The sequence below is a fragment of the Ottowia sp. genome, assembly GCF_046348305.1.
Lineage (GTDB): Bacteria > Pseudomonadota > Gammaproteobacteria > Burkholderiales > Burkholderiaceae_C > Ottowia.
Window position 1 is genome coordinate 692039 of record NZ_JAXMEM010000003.1, and the last position, 20337, is coordinate 712375.

General features: G+C 69.0%; 17 protein-coding genes and 1 pseudogene. 7 read left to right on the plus strand and 11 right to left on the minus strand.

Translation table 11 applies throughout. The features are described 5' to 3' along the window. Nucleotides 1–29 precede the first annotated feature (29 nt). From U1F38_RS03320 to U1F38_RS03330, 3 genes are all read right to left on the minus strand, one after another. Nucleotides 30–1061 carry a zinc-dependent alcohol dehydrogenase family protein gene (locus U1F38_RS03320; protein WP_409985617.1) on the minus strand — a complete coding sequence of 344 codons (1032 nt, stop codon included), beginning with the start codon at nucleotides 1059–1061 and terminating at the stop codon, nucleotides 30–32. Nucleotides 1062–1221: 160 nt separating this feature from the next. Further along, nucleotides 1222–2640, minus strand: a complete 1419-nt coding sequence (locus U1F38_RS03325) for an FAD-binding oxidoreductase (protein ID WP_409985618.1) — start codon at nucleotides 2638–2640, stop codon at nucleotides 1222–1224. Nucleotides 2641–2897: 257 nt separating this feature from the next. Continuing rightward, nucleotides 2898–3296: a DUF2069 domain-containing protein gene (locus U1F38_RS03330; RefSeq protein ID WP_409985619.1), complete on the minus strand. Its 399-nt coding sequence runs from the start codon at nucleotides 3294–3296 to the stop codon at nucleotides 2898–2900. 34 nt (nucleotides 3297–3330) lie between these two features. Here U1F38_RS03330 and U1F38_RS03335 point away from each other — a divergent pair, with 34 nt between their 5' ends. Further along, complete coding sequence (locus tag U1F38_RS03335) at nucleotides 3331–4587, plus strand: YihY family inner membrane protein (RefSeq protein WP_409985620.1); 1257 nt, start codon at nucleotides 3331–3333, stop codon at nucleotides 4585–4587. Here U1F38_RS03335 and U1F38_RS03340 read toward each other — a convergent pair. From U1F38_RS03340 to U1F38_RS03360, 5 genes are all read right to left on the minus strand, one after another. Further along, the gene (locus U1F38_RS03340) at nucleotides 4572–5663 is read right to left on the minus strand and encodes an ABC transporter ATP-binding protein (RefSeq protein WP_409985621.1); all 1092 of its coding nucleotides are present in this window, start codon (nucleotides 5661–5663) and stop codon (nucleotides 4572–4574) included. The genes U1F38_RS03335 and U1F38_RS03340 overlap by 16 nt on opposite strands. A 3-nt stretch (nucleotides 5664–5666) precedes the next feature. Further along, nucleotides 5667–7400 (minus strand): ABC transporter permease, encoded by a 1734-nt coding sequence (locus tag U1F38_RS03345; RefSeq protein ID WP_409985622.1) that lies wholly within the window; start codon nucleotides 7398–7400, stop codon nucleotides 5667–5669. 13 nt (nucleotides 7401–7413) lie between these two features. Beyond that, nucleotides 7414–8739, minus strand: a complete 1326-nt coding sequence (locus U1F38_RS03350) for an ABC transporter substrate-binding protein (RefSeq protein ID WP_409985623.1) — start codon at nucleotides 8737–8739, stop codon at nucleotides 7414–7416. A gap of 267 nt (nucleotides 8740–9006) precedes the next feature. Beyond that, the gene (locus U1F38_RS03355; protein WP_409985624.1) at nucleotides 9007–9813 is read right to left on the minus strand and encodes an alpha/beta fold hydrolase; all 807 of its coding nucleotides are present in this window, start codon (nucleotides 9811–9813) and stop codon (nucleotides 9007–9009) included. Nucleotides 9814–9815: 2 nt separating this feature from the next. After that, the gene (locus U1F38_RS03360) at nucleotides 9816–11126 is read right to left on the minus strand and encodes an O-acetylhomoserine aminocarboxypropyltransferase (RefSeq protein WP_409985625.1); all 1311 of its coding nucleotides are present in this window, start codon (nucleotides 11124–11126) and stop codon (nucleotides 9816–9818) included. 218 nt (nucleotides 11127–11344) lie between these two features. Between U1F38_RS03360 and U1F38_RS03365 the strand changes: the two genes are divergently transcribed. The 3 genes from U1F38_RS03365 (at nucleotide 11345) to U1F38_RS03375 (ending at nucleotide 14993) form a co-directional block, all read left to right on the plus strand. Beyond that, nucleotides 11345–11806: a CBS domain-containing protein gene (locus tag U1F38_RS03365; protein ID WP_409985626.1), complete on the plus strand. Its 462-nt coding sequence runs from the start codon at nucleotides 11345–11347 to the stop codon at nucleotides 11804–11806. Between the two features lie 61 nt (nucleotides 11807–11867). Continuing rightward, nucleotides 11868–13460 carry a M14 family metallocarboxypeptidase gene (locus U1F38_RS03370; protein ID WP_409985627.1) on the plus strand — a complete coding sequence of 531 codons (1593 nt, stop codon included), beginning with the start codon at nucleotides 11868–11870 and terminating at the stop codon, nucleotides 13458–13460. A gap of 450 nt (nucleotides 13461–13910) precedes the next feature. After that, the gene (locus tag U1F38_RS03375; RefSeq protein ID WP_409985628.1) at nucleotides 13911–14993 is read left to right on the plus strand and encodes a patatin-like phospholipase family protein; all 1083 of its coding nucleotides are present in this window, start codon (nucleotides 13911–13913) and stop codon (nucleotides 14991–14993) included. A gap of 34 nt (nucleotides 14994–15027) precedes the next feature. Here the strand turns inward: U1F38_RS03375 and U1F38_RS03380 are convergent, their stop codons facing one another. Continuing rightward, on the minus strand, nucleotides 15028–15669 hold the full coding sequence (locus U1F38_RS03380) for a Smr/MutS family protein (protein WP_409985629.1): 642 nt from the start codon (nucleotides 15667–15669) through the stop codon (nucleotides 15028–15030). Beyond that, nucleotides 15666–16343, minus strand: coding sequence for a RadC family protein (radC, locus tag U1F38_RS03385; protein WP_409985630.1), 678 nt, complete (start codon nucleotides 16341–16343; stop codon nucleotides 15666–15668). The genes U1F38_RS03380 and radC overlap by 4 nt, the downstream gene beginning before the upstream one ends. Before the next feature lie 232 nt (nucleotides 16344–16575). Here radC and U1F38_RS03390 point away from each other — a divergent pair, with 232 nt between their 5' ends. From U1F38_RS03390 to serS, 3 genes and pseudogenes are all read left to right on the plus strand, one after another. Next, nucleotides 16576–17019: a peptidylprolyl isomerase gene (locus U1F38_RS03390; protein ID WP_409985631.1), complete on the plus strand. Its 444-nt coding sequence runs from the start codon at nucleotides 16576–16578 to the stop codon at nucleotides 17017–17019. After that, complete coding sequence (gene ispH / locus U1F38_RS03395; protein WP_409985632.1) at nucleotides 17016–17969, plus strand: 4-hydroxy-3-methylbut-2-enyl diphosphate reductase; 954 nt, start codon at nucleotides 17016–17018, stop codon at nucleotides 17967–17969. The genes U1F38_RS03390 and ispH overlap by 4 nt, the downstream gene beginning before the upstream one ends. Before the next feature lie 171 nt (nucleotides 17970–18140). Continuing rightward, nucleotides 18141–19449 (plus strand): annotated as a pseudogene (gene serS / locus U1F38_RS03400) (serine--tRNA ligase). Here the strand turns inward: serS and U1F38_RS03405 are convergent. Continuing rightward, on the minus strand, nucleotides 19416–20336 hold the full coding sequence (locus U1F38_RS03405; protein WP_409985633.1) for a LysR substrate-binding domain-containing protein: 921 nt from the start codon (nucleotides 20334–20336) through the stop codon (nucleotides 19416–19418). The pseudogene serS and the gene U1F38_RS03405 overlap by 34 nt on opposite strands. Nucleotide 20337: the final 1 nt, after the last annotated feature.

Below are 20337 nucleotides of genomic sequence, written 5' to 3' on the forward strand. Positions count from 1 at the left end.
GCGGTGACCCGGGTGCCGAATGGGCGCCGTCAAGGCGCATCGGGCATCAGCACCGCCGCGCCCTGAAAGCGCCCGGCGCGCAGGTCGTCCATCGCCTGGCCGGCGGCCTGCAGCGGGTAGCGCCGGGTGTGCACGTGCAGCGGCGGCAGGGTGCGCAGCGCTTCGAAGAACTCGCGCGCGTCGGCGCGCGTGAGGTTGGCCGCCGACAGCAATTGGCGCTCCTGCCACAGCAGGGCATAGGGGAAGGCCGGGATGTCGCTCATGTGGATGCCGCCGCACACCACGCGCCCGCCCTTGCGCACGGCTTTCAGCGCCAGCGGCACCAGCGCGCCGACGGGAGCAAACAGGATGGCCGCGTCCAGCGGCTCGGGCGGCGCCTGATCGGAGTCGCCCACCCAGGCGCAGCCCAGTTCGCGCGCATGCTGCTGCGCCGCCGTGTCACCCGCGCGCGTGAAGGCAAGCACGCGCCGGCCTTGCGCAACGGCCACCTGCGCAATCAGGTGGGCGGCGGCCCCAAAGCCGTACAGACCGAGCACGTGCGCGTCCGCGCCGGCCATGCGCAGCGAGCGCCAGCCGATCAGCCCGGCGCACAGCAGCGGCGCGGCGCTGGCGTCGTCCAGCGCCAGGTGGTCCAGCGGCACGCAAAAATCGGCCCGCGCGACCACGTGCGTGGCAAAGCCGCCGTCGCGCGTGCAGCCGGTGAACTCGGGCGCATCGCACAGGTTTTCCTGCCCCGCCAGGCAGTAGCGGCAGCGCCCGCAACTGCCGCCCAGCCAGGGCACGCCCACGCGCTGGCCCATGCGCAAGTCGGTCACGCCCGCACCCAGCGCATCGACGGTGCCGACCACCTCGTGGCCCGGCACCACGGGCCAGCGCGCCATCGGCAGGTCGCCATCCTGCAGGTGCAGGTCGGTGCGGCACACGGCGCAGGCGCGCACGCGCAGCCGCACTTCGCCGGCAGCCGGCTCGGGCAGCGGGCGGTGCTCGGCGCGCAAGGCCGCGCGCGCACCGCGCAGCACCATGGCAAGCGACTTTTCTTCGGCGGCGGCGGGGCTGTTCATGGCAGGTTTGAGCTTGATCCCCATTGTGCGCCAACGGCGGCCGTGTCCGTCGCTGCGGAGCCGGCGCTCATCAGCCAGCGGGCAAAGGGCTTGCAGAAGACGGCGCTCTCTTTGTGCCTGCGGCGTGCGGCGGCTTCGGTCGCTCGTCGCCCCGCGGGGGTCAGGCCAGCACGCGCCCCGGGTTCATGATGCCCTGCGGGTCCAGCGCGGCCTTGATGGTGCGCATCAGCTGCAGCGCCACGGGCGACTTGTAGCGCGGCAGCTCGTGCGCCTTCAGGCTGCCGATGCCGTGCTCGGCGCTGATCGAGCCCGCGTGGCGCGCCACGCTGTCGAACACCAGGGTGTTGATGCGCCGTTCTTCATCGCGCAGGAAGGCCTTGCCATCGGCGCCGTCGGGCGCCTGCACGTTGTAGTGCAGGTTGCCGTCGCCCAGGTGGCCAAAGTTGACCAGCCGAACACCGGCGATCTCGCGCGCCAGCAGCGCGTCGGTCTCCTCGACAAAGGCGGGGATGCGCGCGATCGGGATGCTGATGTCGTGCTTGATGTTCAGGCCCTCTTCGGCTTGCGCCAGCGGAATGCTTTCGCGGATGTGCCACAGGCCCTTGGCCTGCGCCAGGCTCTCGGCCACCACGGCGTCGGCGACGCAGCCGGCGTCCAGTGCCACTTCCAGCAGGCGCTCGAACAGGGCGCGGGCGTGCTGCTCGCTCTCGTGGTCGGAGTTTTCCAAGAGCACACAGTACGGTGCATCGCGCCACAGCGGCACGCGCAGCTGCGGGTAGTGCTTGTCCACCAGCGACAGGGCAAACTGGCCCATCACCTCGAAGCCCGTCAGCCCCGCGCCCAGGTGCTGGTGCGCCAGGCCCAGCAAGTCCACCGCAGCCTGCATCGAAGGCAGGGCGGCCCAGGCCGTCAGGCGCGCGGCGGGGCGCGGGTACAGCTTCATGGTGGCGGCGGTGATCACGCCCAGCGTGCCCTCGCTGCCGATGAACAGGTCGCGCAGGTCGTAGCCGGTGTTGTCCTTGCGCAGGCCCGTGAGGCCGTCCCAGATCTCGCCCTGCGGCGTGACCACTTCGAGGCCCAGGCACAGCTCGCGCGTGTTGCCGTAGCGCACCACGGCGGTGCCGCCGGCGTTGGTGCCCAGGTTGCCGCCAATGGTGCAACTGCCCTCGGCCGCCAGGCTGAGCGGAAACAGGTAGCCCGCGCCCTCGGCGGCGGCTTGCAGGTTCTGCAGGATGGCGCCGGCCTCCACCGTCATGGTCAGGTTGGCGCCGTCGATGGTGCGCACCGCGTCCATGCGGCGCAGGCTCAGCAGCACCTGCGTGCCGCTGCCGTCGGGCACCGATCCCACCGACAGGCCGGTGTTGCCGCCCTGCGGCACGATGGACGCGCCGTGCGCCGCGCAGGCGCGCACCACGGCGGCCACCTCGGCGGTGCTGGCAGGGCGCACCACGGCCAAGGCCTTGCCCTGCTCGCGGCCGCGCCAGTCGCGCTCGTAACTGCTCAGGTCGCCCTCGGTCAGCACGTGGGCGGCGCCCACGGTTTGGCGCAGGGTGTCGAGGAGGGGGGCGTAGGTGGTCATGGCGAAATACTATCGAAATGAGAGCTGTTGGCGCTTGTCCATCAAGGGCGAGGGGTCAAAAAACGCTTGCATTCAGTTGAAGCGCCGTCGGCCCCTCGCCCCTCCCTCTCCCCAGAGGGGCGAGGGCGATCGGCCCTGCTGGCTGGAATCCCCTCTTCCCAATGATGCGCGGTCGATCGGCTTGGCGGGCTTTGCCCCCTCTCCCTCTGGGAGAGGGTGGGGGTGAGGGCCAGCAGCGGCGCACCGTCCACCAGCGCTCATGAGCCCACCGACGCCCGAGCTTGCCGCAGACGCAGCCGCACATGCGCCGTGCACGCCACGAACAGCGCCAGCACCAGCACGATCTCGGCGGCGGCCAGCCACGATGCCGGGGCGCGCTCGGTGCTGGCGCGCACCACGCCTTCGATGAAGTACAGCCACACCAGCAGCGTCAGCCAGCGGTAGGTGTGCATGCGAAAACGCGCCAGGCCCGGCAGCGCGGCCGCCAGCGGCAGCACCTTCAGCGCCCACCAACTGCCGCCGGGGCGCAGCGGCGCCAGCCACAGCTCCCAGGCCAGGCCCAGGGCAATCAGGGTCAGGGTGGTGGTGACGGCCAGCGCGCGGGTGAGGCGGGCGGCGCGCGAAGGTGCGGCAGCAATCGCGCCAACGTCTGACATGGGGATGGGCATGGGCGATGGCATCATACAAAGCATGATTGTCTCCTCCCTGCGCGGGCGCTTGAACCAGCTGGTGGCCGACGTGACCGCCATTCCGCTGTGGCCCACGCTCATCACCCTGTGGGAGCGCTTTCAGCAAGACCGGCTGGGCCTGAACGCCAGTTCGCTCACCTACACCACGGTGCTGGCGCTGGTGCCGTTTTTTGCCGTGGTGTTGTCGGTGTTCACCGCCTTTCCGGCATTTGGCCACATGCAGGGGGCGCTGCAGCAATGGCTGGTCACCAGCCTGGTGCCGGCCGGCATTGCCGACAACCTGATGGGCTATCTGACGCAGTTTGCCGGCAAGGCCAGCCAGTTGGGGCTGCTCGGTCTGGTCGGCTTGGCGGTCACGGCCGTGTCGCTGATGCTGACCATCGACACCACGCTCAACCAGATCTGGCGTGTGCAGCGCCCGCGCCCGCTGAGCCAGCGCATCCTGGTGTATTGGGCCGCGCTCACGCTGGGCCCGCTGTTGCTGAGCGCCAGCCTGGTCATCACGTCGTATGTGCTCACCGTATCCAAGGGGTGGTTGCCCGACATGCCGGTGGGGCTCGGCGTGGGGCTCGCCATCCTGCAATTTTTGCTGATGACCGGTGGCTTCACCCTGCTGTACCGCTACGTGCCCAACACGCCCGTGCGCTGGCGGGATGCGCTCAGCGGCGCCGTGTTCGTCACCGCCGGCCTGGCCCTGGCGCGGCAGGTGCTGGGGCTGTATCTGGGGCGCATTCCCACCTATTCGGTCATCTATGGCACCTTCGCCACGGTACCGATCCTGCTGCTGTGGATCTACGTCGGCTGGCTGATCGTGCTGCTGGGCGCCGTCATCGCGGCCTACCTGCCCACGCTGCTGTCAGGCGCGGTGCGGCGCGGCGGCGGGCCGGGCTGGGAGTTTCGGCTGGCCATCGAGGCCCTGCAGGCGCTGGCGCGCGGGCGCGCCGACGCCGTGCACGGCCTGACACGCCCGCAACTGGCGCGTGCGCTGGAGGTCGATGGCCTGCAACTGGCCCCGGTGCTGAACGCGTTGGAGGCGCTGGACTGGATCGGCCAGCTCAGCACCCAGCGCGAAAACCAGGAGCCGCGCCTGGTGCTGCTGGCCGATCCGGCAACAACGCCGCTGGCGCCGCTGGTCGATCGCTTGCTGCTGGCACCGACGGCCATGCCCGGCTTGTCGTGCCAAGACAAGCCCTGGTCGGCGCTGATGCTGGCTGATGTCGTGGCGCCTCGACCGAAAGACGCTCAGGCGCTCAAATAGCGCGACTGGCCAGGCGCGATGCCCAGGCGCACCGCCGCGCCCGGCTCGAACATCACGACGCCGGCGTCGTGCGGCTGGTCGCAAATCAGCGCAATATCGCCCACGCGCACGCGGTAGCGCGAGAACTCGCCCAGAAACTCGGCGCTCTCCACCTGGCCATCCAGCCACACGCGCGCGGCGTCGCTGGCCGCGCCCGCTGCTGCGATCTGCATCTGGTGCGGGCGAAAGGCCAGCGTGGCCGCGCCCAGCGCAGGCGGCCGGGCGGGCGCGGGCAGGGTCAGGCGGCCCAGGCCGGGCGCGTCGAAGCAGAGGGTTTCGCCGTCCAGCGCCGCGATGGTGCCCGCCAGCAGATTCGCAGTGCCGACAAAGCCGGCGACGAAGCGGTTGTGCGGCTCGTCGTACAGCCCGGCGGCCGTGCCCACCTGTTGCAGCACGCCTTGATCGAGCACGGCCATGCGGTCGGCGGTGGTCATCGCCTCTTCCTGGTCGTGGGTGACGAAGATGGTGGTCAGGCCCAGGGTGCGTTGCAGGTTCTTCAGCTCCTCGCGCATCTGCACGCGCAGCTTTTTGTCCAGGTTGGACAGGGGCTCGTCCAGCAGCAGCAGCTTGGGCTCGATCACGATGGTGCGTGCCAGCGCCACGCGCTGCTGCTGGCCGCCCGACAGTTGCCCGGGGCGGCGCTGGGCGTAGTCCTGCAGGCCCACCAATTCAAGCGCGGCGCCCACCTTGCGGCGGATGGTGTCGCGGCTTTCGCGCCGCTCGACCAGGCCGAAGGCCACGTTGTCCCACACCGTCATGTGCGGCCATAGCGCATAGCTCTGGAACACCATGCCGATGTTGCGCTGGTGCGGCGGCACGCCCGAGATGTCCTGCCCGTCGATGAGCAGCTCGCCGCTTTGGTGCTGGTTGAAGCCGGCGATCAGGCGCAGCAGTGTGGACTTGCCCGAGCCCGAAGGGCCCAGCAGGGCAAAGAACTCGCCCGGTTCGATCTTCAGGGTGATGTCACGCAAGACGGGCGTGGCACCATACGACAAGCTGATGTGCCGGCATTCGAGGGAGGCCTTGTGGGTGCTCATGGATCAAGCCTTTGCGGTGGAGGCCACGGTGGTGCGCGAGCGCTCGACGAAGCGGTGCGAAAAATAGGTGCCCAGCGCCACCACCAGCACGGCCAGCACCGCCAGCGCCGCGCCCGGCCCGCGCCCGGCGATGCTCTGCATGTACAGGTAAATGCCCAGGCTCATCGGCGCCTGGCTTTCGGCGGACACCAGCACCAGCGTGGCCGACAGCTCGACCGCCGCAGTGATGAAACTGGTGACAAAGCCGGCCAGGATGCCGCCGGCCATCAGCGGCACCATCACGCGCCGGATGGTGGACAGGCGCGATGCGCCCAGGCTCTGCGCGGCTTCTTCCAGCGACACATGCACCTGCTGCAGCGCCGCCATGCACGAGCGCAGCGCATAGGGCAGGCGCCGCACCGCATAGGCCAGCATGATGAGCACCCAGGTTTGCACCACCAGCGTGTCGGTGAAGGGCAGCGTGACGCCCTTGAACAGGCGCAGATAGCCGATCGCCAGCACCAGGCCCGGAATGGCCAGCGCGGCCGAGGCCAGCCAGTCCAGCCACTGGCGCGCCGGCAGGCGGGTGCGCAAAATCAGGTAGGCAATCGCGGTGCCGATCACCACGTCCAGCCCCGCCGCCAGCACGCAGTACAGCAAGGTGTTGCCGATCATGCCCTTGGCGTCGCTGAAGATGGTGGCGTAGTGCGCCAGCGTGTAGGCGTCGGGCAGCACCGAGAAGCTCCACACCTGGGCAAAGGACATCAGCAGGATGCCGATGTGCGGCGCCAGCACGATGAGCAGCACCAGCACGATCCAGCCATAGGCCAGCAGCGATTCCCAGGTGGACAGCCGGCGCTTTTGCAGCGCGCCGCCGCCCTTTTGCAGCGTGGCGTAGTCTCTGCCTTTCATCACGCGCGCAGCCAGCCACAGCGCCAGGATGGAGAAGGCAATCATGATCACGCTGATGACGTAGCCCAGCGGGTCGTCCACGCCCGCCGTGGTGATGCGCAGATAGGCCTGCGGCGCCAGCATGTTGGTGATGCCCATCACCAGCGGCGTGCCCAGATCGTCGAACACCTTGACGAACACCAGCGCCGCCCCGGCCAGATAGCCCGGCATGGCCAGCGGAAAGATCACGCGCCGAAACAGGCGCCAGCCGCGCGCGCCCAGGTTGAGGGCCGACTCCTCCATCGCGCCGTCGATGTTGCGCATGGCGGCCACCAGGTTGAGCAGGATGAATGGAAAGTAGTGAATGCTCTCGACGAAGGTCACGCCCACCAGCCCGTCCATGATGGGAATGGTGAAGCCCAGCCAGTCGTCCAGCAGCAGGTTGACCGATCCGTTCTTGCCAAAGATGAGCTGCAACGCCACCGCGCCCACAAAGGGCGGCATGATCAGCGGCAGCACACCCAGCGTCTGGATGGCCAGCGCGCCGCGAAACTCGAAGCGCACCGTCAGATACGCCAGTGGGACGGCGATCACGCTGGCAAAAAAAGTGCTGGCCAGCGCCACCTGCAGGCTGTTGAAAAACGATTCGCGGAAAACGCCCTGGTTGAAGAAGTTGGTGAAGTGGCCCACGGTGAGCGCGCCGGTGTCGGTGACAAAGGCGGTGTAGATCACCGTGCCCACCGGCAGCACCAGAAAGCACAGCAAAAACGCGGTGATCAGGCCGAAGGCAAGCCAAGGGCCCCAGTGGGCGGCCGTGCGGCGCACCGGGGCACCAGCCGCCGGGACTGGCAGGGTGCTTGCAGACATGCGCAGGCGGGGCTTACTTGGCCAGGCCGCGTGCTTCGGTGGCCAGCTGCCGGGCGCGGTCGTAGTTGGCGCGGGCCTTGTCGGACCACAGCTGCTCCATGCCCGTCAGCTCCTTGGCCACGGCGACGTCGCGCCGGCTCTTGCGAAACAGCTCCAGAAATTCCTTGTTCTTGACGTTCTCGGCGCCCACCAGCGGCGTGTAGGCCAGGCTGCGCGCCTGCGCCAGCAGTTCGTTGCCCCTGGTATTGGGCTTGGCCTTGAGCGCGGCCGTGGCCTCCTGGATCGCCTTGGTGGCGGCCTGCAGCTCCTTCAGGCGGAAGGTGATCATCTGGTCGAACAGGCTGATGACGACGGGGTAGCGCTCGCCCGACAGCTCGGTGTTGAATTGCACCTTGGCGCGCTTGGCGATGTCCTGCGGCACCGGGTAGCCGGCGGGCGGTTTCAGCTCGCTGTAGGGCAGGATGGGCAGGCGCGCGATCTTGGGATCGAACAGCAGCTGCTGGCCTGGCACCGACATGGTGTAGGCCATGAACTTCTTCGCCTCGTCGGCATTCTTGGCGCCGGCCACCAGGGCGATGTTGGCCGGCACCACCGCCGTCATGGTGGGGTAAGTGAAGTCCACCGGATAGCCCGAGTACTTGCCCGCCAGTGCCAGAAAGTCGATCACGATGCCGATGCCGTACTGGCCGTTGTTCACGCCGTCGGGCACGGCAAAGCTGCGGTCGGTGACGGCGGCGGCGTTGCCCATCATCTGCAACAGCAGCGACCAGCCCTTGTCCCAGCCTTCGCCCTGCAAGATGGTTTCCACCGTGAGCTGCGTGGTGCCCGAGCGCGAGGGCGAGGAGATGGCGATGTGGCCGAAGTATTCGGGCTTGACCAGGTCGGTCCATTCCTTGGGCGCGGCCAGCTTGTTGGCCTTGAGATAGCGCGTGTTCCACTCGATGCCGTAGCCGGCCAGCGCCTGGCCGTAGTACATGCCCTTGGGGTCGTTCAGCGGGTAGCTGCCGATCTTGGCCGGCGCGTTCTTGTTGATCACCTCGGGCGCGCTTTGCAGCAGCTTGTAGCTGGCCAGCACTTCAAACGCATCGGGCGCGCTGGCCCACATCACGTCGGGGCGCTGGCCCTCGGGCAGCTCGCGGATGTAGGCCACGGAAGCCGTCGTGTTCTTGTTGAGGATCTCGATGGTGATGCCGGGGTTGGCGGCCTCGAAGGCCTTCTTGTAGGCGGTGGTCAGCTCCTTTGGAAAGGAGGTGATGACCGTGACGGTGCCTGCGTGAACGGTTGGGGCGGCGGCGAACACGCCGGTGGCCAGCAGGGCGGCCAGGATCTTGCGTTGCATCGGGTTCTCCTCGGGTGGTGGTCTCCATGCCGGCACGGCGAGCGCGCGTGCGGGTCAAGAACCATTATGGTTTCGGAGGGGCCGCCATGGGCTGCGCGGCGGTGGGGGAAAACCCCCGGGCAGCGCGCCGGCGAGGGCGTGTTGCTACCCGAGTCGAAGGCCCGTGCGCGCGCCAACAGTTCTATCAAATCAATAGCTGCCTGCGCATTGTCTCAGCGCGCTACGGCTCGATATCTTGAAAATTTGCGCGCAAGAACCAGCGCCGGCCTATCGACGCAAGAACCCCCTGAGCGCATCCAGCACCGCCCCCGGCGCCTCGTTCATCAGGGCGTGGCCGGCGTCGACTTCGACGATGCGGCCGTCCCGGGCCAGTTTCGCCAGCGCGCGTGCCGATCTGGGCGGCGTCATCTGGTCGTGCCGGCCGACGACGAACAGCGTGGGGCATTGCACCGCGGCCATGGCCTGCTCGCCGCCGGCATAGTCGTCGCAGGCCTTGAAGCCGGTGTGAAACACGTTCACCTGGCGGTTGCTGGCCAGCATGCGCCGCATCAACGCGCGGCTGGCGCCGTACAGCCAGGTGCCCGGGCCCAGCGCCGATGGGGGCGGGCTGAGCGTGCTGTGCGAAAACACGTTGACCATGTGGATGGCCTTTTCGGGTGCGCTGACCGACGCGTCGAGCAGCGCGGGCGAGACCTTCATCGGAAACGCCGTGCCGCACAGCACCAGGTGGCTGACGCGCTCGGGCGCCGTCGCCGCGGCTTGCAGAGCGATCAGCGAGCCGAAGCTGTGGCCCACCAGCGCGGCCTGCGGCGCGCCCACGGCGTCGAGCAGGGCCAGCACGCTGTCGGCCGCTTTTTCGACGCTGGCCGGTGGCGCGCCCCGGCTGCGCCCCTGGCCGGGCAGGTCGATGGCCAGCACGTTCCAGCCGTGGTGGGCGAAGTGGCGGCTTTGCAGGATCCACACGCTGTGGTCGTTGAGCACGCCGTGGATGAAGACCACGGTGGGCTGCGCCGGGTTGAAGGGCTTGCCGCCGGTGTAGGCGTAGAGCGAGTGGCCGTTGACGTTGATGTCCATGCTCAGGCTCCTGCCTTTTCAGCGGCCTTCAGGGCACGCTTCAAATCATCGATCAAGTCATCCGCATCTTCCAGCCCGATCGACAGGCGGATGGTGCCCGGCCCGATGCCGGCGGCGGCCAGGGCCTCGTCGTTCATGCGAAAGTGCGTGGTGCTGGCCGGGTGGATGACCAGGCTGCGGGCGTCGCCCACGTTGGCCAGGTGGCTGAAGATTTTCAGGCTGTCGATGAAGACCTTGCCCTGCGCGCGCGTGCCCTTGGTGTCGAAGCTGAACACGCTGCCCGCCCCGCGAGCGCCGTGCTTGAGCAGTCTGCTGGCCAGCGCGTGGCTGGAGTGCGCCGGCAGCAGCGGATGGCCCACGCGCGCGACGAAGGGGTGCTCGGCCAGAAAGCGCACGATCTTCTCGGTGTTGGCCAGGTGGCGCTCCATGCGCAGCGGCAGCGTCTCGATGCCCTGCAGCACCAGCCAGGCCGTGTGCGGGCTCATGCAGGCGCCGAAGTCGCGCAGGCCCTCGCGCCGCGCGCGCAGCAAAAAGGCGCCCACGGTGCTCTCGTCGCTGAACACCATGTCGTGAAAGCCGGCGTAGGGCTGGGTCAGCTCCGGGAATTTGCCCGACGCATCCCAGTCGAAGCTGCCGCCATCGACCAGCACGCCGGCAATCACCGTGCCGTGGCCGCCCAAAAACTTGGTGGCGGCGTGATAGACGATGTCGGCACCGTGTTCGAAGGGTTTGAGGAGGTAGGGTGTGGTGAAGGTGTTGTCCACCAGCAGGGGCAGGCCGGCCGCGTGGGCGATGTCGGACACGGCGGCGATGTCCAGCACATCCAGCCCCGGGTTGCCCACGCTCTCGCCAAACAGCAATTTTGTGTTGGGGCGAATGGCGGCGCGCCACGCATCCAGATCGCCCGGTTTGACGAAGGTCGTTTCGATGCCGAAGCGCGGCAGGGTGTAGCCCAGCAGGTTCTGGCTGCCGCCATAGATGGCGCTGCTGGCGACGATGTGGCCGCCCGCGCCCATCAGGGTCGCGATGGCCAGGTGCAAGGCCGCCTCGCCGCTGGCGGTGGCAATCGCGCCGATGCCGCCTTCCAGCGCCGCCACGCGCTGCTCCAGCACGGCGCAGGTGGGGTTGCTGATGCGGCTGTACACGTGGCCGGCGCGCTCCATGTTGAAGAGCTGCGCGGCCTCATCGCTGGAGCCGAACACGAAGGAGGTGGACAGGTGAATGGGCACCGCACGCGCGCCCGTCACCGGGTCGGGCTGGGCGCCGGCGTGCAGGGCGAGGGTGTCGAAGCCGGGGTCTGAGTAGCCGGGCATGGGGTCTCCTGATGGGGTTAGTACAGCGACACGGAAAACTCGAAACATGAAAGCGCGACTTCGCACCCATGGCGGCGTTGCAAATCCTCGCGATAGCACCGGCTATCGCTGCGGTTTGCGCCTTGCCCTGGGCGCGAATTCATCACTTTCATTTTGTCCCTCTGCTTCCGCGTCGCTGTACTGGGCAGCGGCCGATTGTGGGCTATATTCTTTCGATCATGAAAGTCCGCGACATCTTGCGCCTGAAGGGCCAGGCCCTGTACACCATCACGCCCGAGCACAGCCTGGCAGACGCCGCACAGGTGATGGCTGACAACGATATCGGCTCGCTGGTGGTGATCGCGCACGGGCGCGTGGTGGGCATCCTGACCTTTCGCGAGGTGATCCAGGCCACCGTCAGGAACGGTGGCTCGTTTGCCGGCCTGTCGGTGTACCGCAGCATGGACCCGGGCCCGCTGATCTGCACGCTGGAGACCGAGCTGGACGAGGTGCGCCGCATGATGATCGGCCGCCATGCGCGCTACCTGCCGGTCATCGACAGCCAGCAACTGATGGGCGTCATCAGCTTCTACGACGTGGCCAAGACCGTGGTGGACAGCCAGAACTTCGAGAACCAGATGCTCAAGGCCTATATCCGTGACTGGCCCGAGGAGGGCGCGGACGCTCCGGCCGCGCCCTGAACGGCCGAGCACCGGCGGCGGGTGCGGCCCTGGCCACCTGCAAACGCTCAAGGAGACTTTCATGGGCATCGCCCGATTCAAGTGCCTCACCATCGCGGCGGCGCTGCTGGCCGTCACCGGCGCCTGGGCCCAGTTCGACCCGGCCCGCGTGCACACCGAGCCGCCGCCCGTGCACGCCCGCTTTGCGGCGCCGGCGGTGCAGTTCCACACCCCGGCGTTCGACCCCTGGCAGATCGACTTCACCAGCCACGCGCAGATGATGGCGCGCCTGCAGGCGCTGGTGGGCCGCCCCTCGGTGCACCTGGAGATCGTGGGCGAAAGCGGCCAGGGCCGCGCGCTGCCGCTGGTGCTGCTGGCGCACCAGGGGCGCTGGCAGCCCGACAGGCCCACGCTGATGCTGGTGGCGCACCAGCACGGCAACGAGCCGGCGCCGGGTGAGGCCATCCTGGTGCTGCTCGAGCGCTGGAGCAGCCCCGAATTCGCCGAGATGCTGCGCCGCGTGAACGTGGTGGTGCTGCCGCGCGCCAACCCGGACGGCGCGGCGCTGTTCCAGCGATCCACCGCCGTGGGCGACATCGACATGAACCGCGACCACCTGCTGCTGCGCACGCCCGAGGCGCGCGCCGTGGCCCGCGTGGCGGCGCGCTATCGCCCGCAGGTGGTGCTGGACATGCACGAGTTCACCGCCGGCGAGCGCTGGGTGACGCGCTTTGGCGCCTGGACCAAGTACGACGTGCTGCTGCAGGCGGCCACCACCGGCAACCTCGACGCGGGCGTTTACGCCGCCGGCATGGATGATTTTTTGCCCGCCATCCGCCGCGCCGTGCAGGCCCAGGGCCTGAGCGACTTCTGGTACCACACCACCACGGCCAAGCCCGACGCGCCGGTGGCCATGGGCGGTGTGCAGCCCGACACCTGGCGCAACATCGGCGGGCTGCGCAACGCCGTCAGCATCCTGCACGAGACGCGCGGCTACGGCATCGGCAAGCAGAACCTGGCGCGGCGCGTGCAGTCGCACGTGGTGGCCGCGCAGGCGCTGCTGGAGCAGGTGGCCCACGATGGCCCCGCCCTGGTGGCGCTGTCCCGGCACGCCGACCGCGCCGTGGCCGCCCAGGCCTGCAAGGGCCAGATTGTGGTGGCCGCGCAGCAAACGCCCGAGCCGCGCGAGCTGACGCTGATCGACGCCCAGACCGGTCAGGACCGCAGCGTGCCGGTGGACTGGCGCTCGGCGCTTGCGCTGCAGGTGACGCGCGAGCGCGCACGGCCTTGCGGCTACTGGCTGGCCGCCAGCGAGGGCGCCGCCGTGCGCACGCTGCGGCTGCTGGGCGTGCAAGTCAAACCCATGGCCAGCGCTCGCCCGATCAGCGTGGAGCGCTATGAGTTCAAGAGCGTCGAGACCGGCCAGCGGCAAGACGGCCGCGGCGCCATCCAGGACCAGGGCGGCATCGTCAAGGCACAGGTGGAGCTGCAGGCCCAGCAGCGGCGCCTGCCGGCCGGCGGCTGGTACGTCAGCCTGGCGCAGCCCCTGGCGGGCCTGGTCACCGCCGCGCTGGAGCCCGAATCGCAAAGCAGCTACGTGGCCGCGCGTCTGATTGCCGTGCCCGGCCCGGGTGAACCCGATCGGCTGCTGCGGGTGATGCAGCCGGTGAGATGAAACACCCCCAGTCTCCACTCGCTGCGCGATGTTTCGCCTACCCCCGTCCGGGGGCATCGCCAGCGGGCGGGCCAAGCCCTTCCGCGGCGATCGCGGGCGCGGCCTGCTCCGCGGCCTTCGGACACTTTGGGTTTCATCGGCTGCGGGTGGCGCGCAGCGCCATGGACAACTGAGATGCGCGCAGCGCCGCAGCGGTCTGTGGTGCCGATGCAGCGGCGCGGGCCCATCCTGAAACAGCACCACGCACACGCCTGCTTACTCTCGGTTCCGGAGCGCGCATCGCTTGCCACGAAAGGCTGCGACTGGACATGCACCAATGCGTGCGGCGCTGCGTGGGCGGCCGACGTTACTGGGTGAAACCGCGACTTAGAGTCGGCTCTCGGTCGCCAAATTCTTGCAATTGCGTCAAACGCCCTATGCTTTGAACGGTCTCCACCATTCAATCGACTTGTGAGCAACGAAACAAAGAAGATTCATCTGGCGCTGCAAGGCGGCGGCGCGCACGGCGCGTTCACCTGGGGCGTGCTCGATGCGCTGCTGACCGACGGGCGCCTGCAGTTTGCCGGCATCAGCGGCACCAGTGCGGGCGCGCTCAACGCCGTCGCCGTGGGCCATGGCTGGGCGCGCGCGCAAGGCAGCGAAGCCGAGCCGGCCGAGGAAGCGCGGGTGGCGCTGGCGCACATCTGGCGCCGCGTGATGAACCTGGGCGCCATGAGCGAAGGACCGGGCCGGCTGGCACGCCTGATGCTGGGGGCCCTGCCGGGCGCCTGGGGGCGCGTGTCGCCCTATCAATCCAACCCGCTGGACTACAACCCGCTGCGCCAACTGGTGACCGAGGCGATCGACTTCGACGGCGTGGCGCGCCTGCAGCAGCCGCGCGTGTTCGTGGCCGCGACCGAGGTGGAGACCGGGCGGGCCGAGATCTTCAGTGGCAAGCGCCTGACGGCCAACGCGGTGATGGCCTCGTGCTGCCTGCCGCAGCTCTTTCATGCGCCCGAGATCAATGGCAAGACCTATTGGGACGGCGGCTACTCCAGCAACCCGGCGCTGCAGCCCCTGATCGAGATGGGCGAGACCGACGACATCCTGCTGGTGCAGATTAACCCGCTGCGCCGGCGCGGCACGCCGGCTGCCGTCGGCGACATTGCCGCACGCATCGACGACCTGACCTTCAACGCCAGCCTGATCGCGCAGATGCGCACCATCGGGCTGGTCAACGACCTGATCGACAGCGGTGCGGCGCAGCCGGGCCTGCGGCGCATCCGCATGCACCGCATCGGCGGCGACGGCGTGCTGGACGAGCTGGCGCCGGCCAGCAAGACGACCCCCGAGCCGCAGACCGTGGAGCGCCTGTTCGAGCTGGGCCGGCAGTCCGCCAACCGCTGGCTGAAGAAGCACCTGGCGGCCGTGGGCGAGAAGAGCAGCATCAACATCCGGCGTGACTACGGGGACCCGCTGCGGCTGGACTTCGGCATACCGGAGTTCGACGGCGAAGACGGTGCGGATGACGCCGAGGACTCACCGACCAGTTGACCGGCGGCTGTCCCGCCCGCGTGCCGGCCAGGGGTCAGCGCGCTGGCTGCGCCAGCAGCACCAGCAGGGCGCCCGCACCGCCCTCCAGCGGCTTGGCCTGCACGAAGGCCAGCACTTCCTTTTTCTGGATCAGCCAGCCGTGCACCTTGGCCTTGAGCACCGGCGCGCGTCCCGGCGAGCCCAGGCCCTTGCCATGCACCACGCGCACGCAGCGCAGGCCGGCGCGCACGGCGTCGCGCACAAACGCGCCCAGGGCTTCGCGCGCTTCATCCACGCGCAGGCCGTGCAGGTCGATCTGGCCCTGCACGGCCCAGTGGCCGCGGCGCAGGCGCGCGGTCACGTCGGGGCCGATGCCAGGGCGGCGAAAGCTCAGGTGCTCGTCCACGTGCAGCAGGGTGCTGGCGTCGAATTCGTCGGACAGCGACTCGCGCAGCACCGCCTGCTCGTCCAGGGCGCGCTGGCGCGGTTCGGGCGGCGCCGGGGGCGGCACATGCACCACGCGGCCATGGGCGCGCAGCGGCTGCGTGGGGCCGATGGCGCGGGCAAACAGGTTCTGGTCGGCGCGGGCCTGCTGTTCGGCCCGGGCGCGTTCGGCCGCGGCCTGCGTGGCGCGCTTCTGCGCCTCGGCCAGTTGCTGGCGCATGGCCTTCAGGTCCTGGAGCGACTTGGCCTTCATATCAAGCCTTTCTCGGCCATCGACAAGGCCTGCCCCGGCGCGACGATGACGTGGTCGAGCACGCGCACGTCCACCAGCGCCAGCGCGGCCTTCAGCGTCTGCGTCAGCGCCTCGTCGGCGCGGCTGGGCGCCGTGCTGCCGCTGGGGTGGTTGTGCGCCAGCACCACGGCACCGGCCTGGTGGTGCAGGGCGCGCAGCACCACCTCGCGCGGGTAGACGCTGGTTTGCGTGAGCGTGCCGCGAAACAGTTCTTCCAGCGCGATCAGGCGGTGCTGGCTGTCCAGAAACAGCACCGCAAACACCTCGTGCGCGCGGGCGGCCAGTTGCAATTGCAAATAGTGCTTGACGGCCTGGGGCGTATCCAGCGCCGCGCGCTCGCGCAGCTGCTCGGCCAGCGCGCGGCGCGCCAGCTCCAGCACCGCCACCAGCTCGGCGCGTTTGGCCGGTCCGCCCAGGCCCTTGACGCGCTTGAGGTCGTCCGCGCCGGCGTGCAGCAGGCCGGCGATGCCGCCGAATTCATCGAGCAGCTCCTGCGCCAGTTGCAGCACGCTCTTGCCTGCCAGGCCGGTGCGCAGCAGCAGGGCCAGCAGCTCGGCATCGCCCAGGGCGCCAGCACCGCGCGCCAGCAGCTTCTCGCGCGGGCGGGCGTCGGGGGGCAGGTCTTTCAGGGGCATGGGGGCAGCATAGCAAGGGCGGGGTGGGGCAACCGAACAGCCGGAGGCAGCCGGACGCAGAGGACGCAAAAAATACGCAGAGGACACAAAACAGACAAAGCAAAGAAGTTCTTTTGCGTCTTTTGCGAAACCTTTGCGTCCTCTTCGTCCGGCTGTTCTGCTGCCCAGTACCCGCAAACACCGCCCGACCCACGGCGTTTCCTAAAATCATGGGTTTTCCAAGTCCATTGCCATGCCCCGCGTCGAACCCGCCTCCTTTTTGACCCTGCACTACCGCCTGGCGGGCCCGCAGGGCGATGTCATCAACACCTTTGCCGGTCGGCCGGCCACGCTGTCGCTGGGTACGGGCGAACTGGCGCCTGCCGTGGAGCAGCGCCTGCTGGGGCTGGAGGAGGGCACGCGCACGGTGTTCGAGATTCCTGCCGGCGAGGCGTATGGCGAGCGCAACCCCGACTTTTTGCAGTGGCTGGCGCGCAAGGACCTCAACGAGCTGGGCGACCCCGACGAGCACTACGCCGTGGGCGACATCATCCAGCTGCCCACCCCCGGTGGCGAGGGCCAGATCGGCGCCGTGGTGCGCGCGGTGCGCGAGGACGGCGCGCTGCGGCTGGACTTCAATCACCCGCTGGCGGGGCAGCCCGTCACCTTTGAGGTGCAGCTGATCGGCGTGCTATGAGCGATTCAAAAGTCTTCAGCGCCGCCGAAGTGGTTCTGGCCGAACCCAGGGGGTTCTGCGCTGGCGTGGACCGCGCCATCGAGATCGTCGAGCGCGCGCTGGCCAAGTTCGGCGCGCCCATCTACGTGCGCCACGAGATCGTGCACAACACCTACGTGGTGAACGATTTGAAGGCCAAGGGCGCGATCTTCATCGAGGACCTGGCCGAGGTGCCGGCCGGCGCCACGCTGGTGTTCAGCGCGCATGGCGTGCCCAAGTCGGTCGAGGCCGAGGCCGAGCGGCGCGGCTTCACCGTCTTCAACGCCACCTGCCCGCTGGTGACCAAGGTGCACGTGGAAGTGGCCAAGCTGTACCGCGAGGGCTATGAGTTCATCATGATCGGCCACGCGGGCCACCCCGAGGTGGAAGGCACCATGGGCCAGCTCGACGCGGGCATTCATCTGGTGCAGGACGTGCAGGACGTGGCGCGCATCCAGCCCGCACAGCACGACAAGCTGGCGGTGGTCACGCAGACCACGCTCAGCGTGGACGACACGGCCGAGATCATGGCGGCCATCAAGGCGCGCTTTCCGCTGATCCGCGAGCCCAAGCAGCAGGACATCTGCTACGCCACGCAAAACCGGCAGGACGCCGTGAAGCTGCTCACGCGCCAGGTGGACGTGGTGATCGTGGTGGGCAGCGCCACCAGCAGCAACACCAACCGCCTGCGCGAGGTGGCGCAGAAGCTGGGCACCACCACCTACATGATCGACGGGGCCGACGAGCTGCGCGCCGAATGGTTCGAGGGCAAGCCGCGCATCGGCGTGACGGCCGGCGCCTCGGCGCCCGAAATCCTGGTGCGCCAGGTGCTCGCGCGCCTGGACGAGCTGGGCGTGAGCTCGGTGCGCAAGCTGGGCAGTACGCCCGAGACCATGAAGTTCCCTCTGCCCAAGGTCTCAAGCCTTCGGTGATCCGGCGAGGCTGAGCGTCGGCTGGAGCATCTACGCTGATGGGCGTTCGAGTCGATCGAAAACTATCATTTATATAGCTGTTCGCGCTTGATACACGGGCTCTGGATCGACATTTATCTGAAATACGCTGGCGGCTGACCCAGACCGCCGGCCCCTACAATCACCCCATGCTTGATCCGGTTTGCTCCGCAGAACCTGGGCGCCACCGTGCTGGCGCGTCTGGCCACCCGCAAGAATCCGCAGCCTTATCTGGACGAAGCCGCCTTCACCGCGCTGGAGAGCGAGCGCAAGACCATCGAGACCCGCACCGAAGCCTTGCAGGCCGAGCGCAACGCCGCCAACAAGCAGATCGGCCAGCGCAAGGCCAAGGGCGAATCGGCCGACGACGTGATGGCCGCGTGGCCGGCATCAAGGACGAGCTGGACGCCTCGGCCGCGCGGCTGGACGCCATCCAGGCCGAGCTGAACGCGCTGCTGCTGGCCGTGCCCAACCTGCCGCACGCCAGCCGTGCGGTGGGCGCCGACGAAGGCGCCAACGTCGAGGTGCGCCGCTGGAGTCCTCATGGCCGACGGGCCGCGTGCCTTCGACTTGCCGTGCGCGACCACGTCGATCTGGGCAGGCCCTGGGCCTGGACTTCGAGACCACCCCGGCCAAGCTGTCGGGCGCGCGCTTTGCCTTCATGCGCGGGCCCATCGCGCGACTGCACCGGGCGCTGGCGCAGTTCATGCTGGACGTGCATACGCAGCAGCACGGCTACACCGAGTGCTACACGCCCTATATCGTCAACGCCGAGACGCTGCTCGGCACCGGCCAGCTGCCCAAGTTCGAGGCCGATCTGTTTGCCGCCAAGAAGGGCGGACAGGAAGGCGAGGGCGAGCCGCTGTACCTGATCCCGACTTCGGAGGTCTCGCTCACCAACAGCGTGCGCGACGAGATATTGGCCGAAGCCGATCTGCCCATCAAGCTCACCGCGCACACGCCCTGCTTTCGCTCCGAGGCCGGAGCAGCCGGGCGCGACACGCGCGGGCTGATCCGCCAGCACCAGTTCGACAAGGTCGAGATGGTGCAGATCACCCACCCCGAGCGCAGCGACGCCGCACTCGAAGAAATGGTGGGCCACGCCGAGGCCGTCTTGCAAAAGCTGGAGCTGCCCTACCGCGTGGTGCTGCTGTGCACCGGTGACATGGGCTTTGGCGCCAGCAAGACCTATGACCTGGAGGTGTGGGTGCCGGCGCAGGACACCTTCCGCGAGATCTCCTCGGTCAGCAACTGCGAGGCCTTTCAGGCGCGCCGGCTGCACGCGCGCTTCAAGAGCGCGCAGGGCAAGAACGAGCTGGTGCACACGCTCAACGGCTCGGGCGTGGCCGTGGGCCGCGCGCTGGTGGCCGTGCTGGAGAACCACCAGCAGGCCGACGGCTCGATCCGCATCCCCGCGGCGCTGCGGCCCTATCTGGGGGGCGCCGAGGTCCTGGGCGCCTGATCGAGCTTGCCGGCTTCCTGCCGCAGGCGGGCCAGCAGGGCCTGCACCAGCGGATTGGCGGGCGCCTGGCGCCACATGGCCAGCATTTCCGAGGCCGGTTGCGTGCCCTTGAGCGGCCTGAACCTGAGGTGCGGCAGGCCCACGCGCCGCAACGCCGCGGGCACCAGCGCCACGCCCTGGCCCAGCGACACCAGCGCCAGCACCGACAGCCAGTGACGCACCTCGTGGCGCAGCTCGGGCGCAAAGCCGTGCGCCAGGCACAGCTCGTAGATGCGCTGGTGGTAGGCGGGTGATACCAGGCTGGAAAACAGGATCAGGCGGTCGTCCTTCAGCGCGGCCAGGTCCACCGTGCGGGCGTGGGCCAGGCGGTGGCCCTCGGGCAGGCAGGCCAGGAAGGGCTCGGCCACGATCAGCTGGCTGGCAATGCCCGCCGGCGGCTGGATCGAGTGCACCAGCGCCATGTCCAGGCGCAGCTGCTGCAGACCCAGCAGCTGCTCGGCGCTGTTGGCTTCCAGCATGTCCACGCGCACCCGCGGGTGCGACTGCTGCAGGCGCTGCAGGGCCTGCGGCAGGCCGCGGTACAGGCTGGAGCCGACAAAGCCCAGCCGCAGGTGGCCAGTGGTGCCGCGCGCCACGTCGCGCGTCTCCTGCGCCGCCTGGCGGCTGAGCGCCAGCAGCTGGCGCGCCTTGACCAGCAGGTGCTCGCCCGCCTCGGTCAGGCGCACGCCCTTGGGGTTGCGCTCGAACAGACGGGCCTGCAGCTCGTCCTCGAGCTGGCGGATCGCCACCGACAGCGGCGGCTGCGAGATGCACAGGCGCTGCGCGGCGCGGCCGAAGTGCAGTTCCTCGGCCAGGGTCACGAAGTAGTTCAGCAGTCGCAGTTCCATG